We start from the raw sequence: 3,681 nt of genomic DNA on the forward strand, positions 1-3,681 counted from the left end.
ATCGCGGCTACACCAAATCGATCTGCACCTCGATCAACCATGTCGTCTGCCACGGCATTCCCGACGACAAGCCGCTGCGAGAAGGCGACATTCTGAACATCGACTACACGCTGATCGTCGATGGCTGGCATGGCGATTCCAGCCGGATGTACGGCGTCGGCGCGCTTTCGCGGAAAGCCGAGCGCCTGGTCGAGATCACCTATGAGAGCCTGATGCGGGGCATCAAGGCGGTGCGCGCCGGCGGCACCACCGGCGACATCGGCTTCGCCATCCAGCGCTATGCCGAGGCCGAGCGCTGCTCGGTGGTCAGGGATTTCTGTGGCCATGGCGTCGGCCGCAACTTCCACGACGCGCCCAACATCCTGCATTACGGCTCGCCCGGCGAAGGGCCGGAACTGAAGCCGGGGATGATCTTCACGATCGAGCCGATGATCAATCTCGGCAAGGCCGGGGTGAAGGTGCTCTCCGACGGCTGGACCGCCGTGACGCGGGACCGCTCGCTCTCGGCGCAGTTCGAGCACACCATCGGCGTCACCGAGACCGGCTGCGAGATCTTCACGCTCTCGCCGGCGGGACGGGACAACCCGCTCGCCAGCCGATGAGCGCAGGGGCGGACGAGACCTCTCGCCGCCCTGTGCGGCCCTCGCCTCCGCCCGCCGCCGCGTCGCCGGCTGCGCCGCACTATCTCGGCCATCGCGACCGCCTGCGCAGCCGCTTCCAGGAGGCGGGCGCGGACACCCTGCCCGATTACGAGCTGCTCGAACTGCTGCTCTTCCGCTCGATCCCGCAGCGCGACGTCAAGCCGCTCGCCAAGGAACTGATCGCCCGCTCCGGCTCCTTCGCCGAGGTGCTGGGCGCGCCGGCGGCGCGGCTGACCGAGGTCAAGGGCGTCGGCGCGGGCGTCGCGCTCGATCTCAAGATCGTCGAGGCGGCGCTGCAGCGCATGGCGCGGGGCGCGGTGACCCGGCGCACCGTTCTCTCCTCATGGTCGGCCGTGCTGGACTATTGCCGCACCACCATGGCCTTCGCCGAGCGCGAGCAGTTCCGGCTGCTCTTCCTCGACAAGAAGAACGCCGTCATCGCCGACGAGGTGCAGCAGACGGGAACGGTCGACCACACCCCTGTCTATCCGCGGGAGGTGATCCGGCGGGCGCTCGAACTCTCGGCCTCGGCGATCATCCTCGTCCACAACCACCCCTCGGGCGACCCGACGCCCTCGGCCGCCGACGTGAAGATGACCCGCGAACTCGTTGATATCGCGAAGCCTCTCGGCATCGCGATCCACGACCATGTCATCGTCGGCCGCGACGGCCATGCGAGCTTCCGCGGGCTCGGCCTGATCTGACGCGCCACCCGTCACAAGCCGCCTACGAAATGGGCAGCTCCGCCGAAGGGCTTGGCATCAGCCCCCTTCCCGAACGCCTGCGATTGCGCATAGGCTGCTGAAAATGGGGAAAGAAGGCTGCATGGTCGCATTCAATGAGATGACGGGGACGGAGGGCGATGTCCGGCAGGCCTATGCGGCGCTCGATCGCTGGCTGAAGGAGGCGCCGCCCGACATGCTGGCGCTGCGGCGCAGCCAGGCCGAACTCTTCTTCCGCCGAATCGGCATCACCTTCGCCGTCTATGGCGACGAGGAATCGACCGAGCGCCTGATCCCCTTCGACATCATCCCGCGCGTGCTGACCAAGCCGGAATGGACCAAGCTCGAGGCGGGGCTGCGCCAGCGCGTGACCGCGCTCAACATGTTCCTGGCCGATGTCTACGGCCCGAAGGAATGCATCAAGGCCGGCATCATCCCCGCCGACCTGGTCTATCGCAACGCCTGCTACCAGCTCGAGATGGTCGATTTCCAGGTGCCGCACGGCATCTACTGCCACATCGCCGGCATCGACATCGTTCGCGTCGACGCCGACACCTTCTACGTACTGGAGGACAATGCCCGCACGCCGTCGGGCGTCTCCTACATGATGGAGAACCGCGAGGTGATGCTGCGGCTCTTCCCGGAGCTCTTCGCCACCCATCGCGTCGCGCCCGTCGACAACTATCCCGACCAGCTGCTGGCGACGCTGCGCTCGGTCGCGCCGCGCTCCTCTTCCGCCGATCCCAACATCTGCCTGCTGACGCCGGGCCAGTTCAACTCGGCCTTCTACGAGCACTCCTTCCTGGCCGACAAGCTCGGGGTCGAACTGGTCGAGGGATCGGACCTGCTGGTCAAGGACGACGTGGTCTATATGCGCACCACGCAGGGCCCCAAGCGCGTCGACGTCATCTACCGGCGCATCGACGACGACTTCATCGACCCGCTGGTCTTCCGCAGCGACTCGGTCCTCGGCGTGCCCGGCCTGATCGGCGCCTACAAGGCCGGCAACGTCACGCTCGCCAATGCGGTCGGCACCGGCGTCGCCGACGACAAGGCGGTCTACAGCTATATGCCCGAGATCGTGAGGTTCTTCACCGGCGAGGAGCCGATCCTGAAGAACGTACCGACGTTCCGCTGCCGCGAACATGAGGCCAACGCCTATGTGCTCGACAATCTGGAGAAGCTCGTCGTCAAGGAGGTCAATGGCTCGGGCGGTTACGGCATGCTGGTCGGCCCGCACGCCAACAAGGCGCAGATCGAGACCTTCCGCCGCAAGCTCAAGGCGAGCCCGGAAGGCTTCATCGCCCAGCCGACGCTGGCGCTCTCGACCTGCCCGACCTTCGTCGCCTCCGGCGTCGCGCCCCGCCATGTCGATCTGCGGCCCTATGTGCTCTCGGGCGCCAACGGCATCTCCTGCGTGCCCGGCGGCCTGACCCGCGTTGCGCTCAAGGAAGGCTCCCTCGTCGTCAATTCCAGCCAGGGTGGCGGCACCAAGGATACCTGGGTGCTCGATGCCTGATCTCGGCACCGGCTCCCTGCTCCACCGACCAGTCGATTCCTCCCGCCTCGTCGCCAGAAGGCCCGATCTGACTATGCTCTCGCGCACCGCCGACAGCCTCTACTGGGTCTCCCGCTACGTCGAGCGGGCGGAATACCTCGCTCGCATCCTCGACGCGACGATGCGCCTCTCCAACCTGCCCTCCTCCTATGGCGGCGCCGGCAGCGAATGGCAGAGCGCGGTCGCCACCGCGGGCTGCGACGAGGCCTTCGCCCAGGCCTATGGCGAGGCCAACGAGCGCAATGTCTGTGATTTCCTGACCTTCAACCCCGACAACCCCTCCTCGATCCGCAACTGCCTCGCATTGGCCCGCTCCAATGCGCGCGGGGTCCGCACCGCGCTGACCTCGGAAATGTGGGATGCGCTCAACGGCGCCTGGCTGGAACTGCAGCGCTTCGAGAAGAAGCGCATGGACCGCGAGGAGTTCGCCCGCTTCCTCGACTGGGTGAAGAACGTCTCGCTCGTCTTCGACGGCTCGGCCTACCGCACCATGCTGCGCGACGACGGCTACTGGTTCTCGCGGCTCGGCGTCTATGTCGAGCGCGCCGACAACACCGCCCGCATCCTCGACGTGAAGTACCATGTGCTGCTGCCGGCCAACGAGCAGGTCGGCGGCTCGCTCGACTATTTCCAGTGGACCACCGTGCTGCGCGAGGTCTCGGCGCTGACCGCCTATCACTGGGTCTATCGCGAGGCGGTGAAGCCGCTGCTGATCGCCGACCTCCTGATCCTGAACCGGCGCATGCCGCGCTCGCTGGCC

At 66.8% G+C, this 3,681-nt stretch carries 4 protein-coding genes; all 4 read left to right on the plus strand.

What is annotated here, in order from left to right:
* On the plus strand, positions 1 to 602 hold a 602-nt coding region (gene map, locus Q8M82_RS03715), incomplete at its 5' end, for a type I methionyl aminopeptidase (RefSeq protein WP_305690033.1).
* Positions 599 to 1,345, plus strand: a complete 747-nt coding sequence (gene radC / locus Q8M82_RS03720; RefSeq protein ID WP_305690034.1) for a RadC family protein — start codon at positions 599 to 601, stop codon at positions 1,343 to 1,345. The genes map and radC, both read left to right, overlap by 4 nt.
* 121 nt (positions 1,346 to 1,466) lie before the next feature.
* On the plus strand, positions 1,467 to 2,882 hold the full coding sequence (locus Q8M82_RS03725; protein ID WP_305690035.1) for a circularly permuted type 2 ATP-grasp protein: 1,416 nt from the start codon (positions 1,467 to 1,469) through the stop codon (positions 2,880 to 2,882).
* A gap of 73 nt (positions 2,883 to 2,955) precedes the next feature.
* The coding region (locus Q8M82_RS03730; protein WP_305690036.1) for an alpha-E domain-containing protein at positions 2,956 to 3,681 on the plus strand (726 nt) is incomplete at its 3' end.

This window comes from Allobosea sp., from assembly GCF_030694325.1.
Taxonomy (GTDB): domain Bacteria; phylum Pseudomonadota; class Alphaproteobacteria; order Rhizobiales; family Beijerinckiaceae; genus Allobosea.

Bases quoted from the DNA above. Each gene is read 5' to 3' on its own strand.
- radC (WP_305690034.1), top strand. From the start codon at position 599: ATGAGCGCAGGGGCGGACGAGACCTCTCGCCGCCCTGTGCGGCCCTCG.
- Q8M82_RS03725 (WP_305690035.1), top strand. From the start codon at position 1,467: ATGGTCGCATTCAATGAGATGACGGGGACGGAGGGCGATGTCCGGCAG.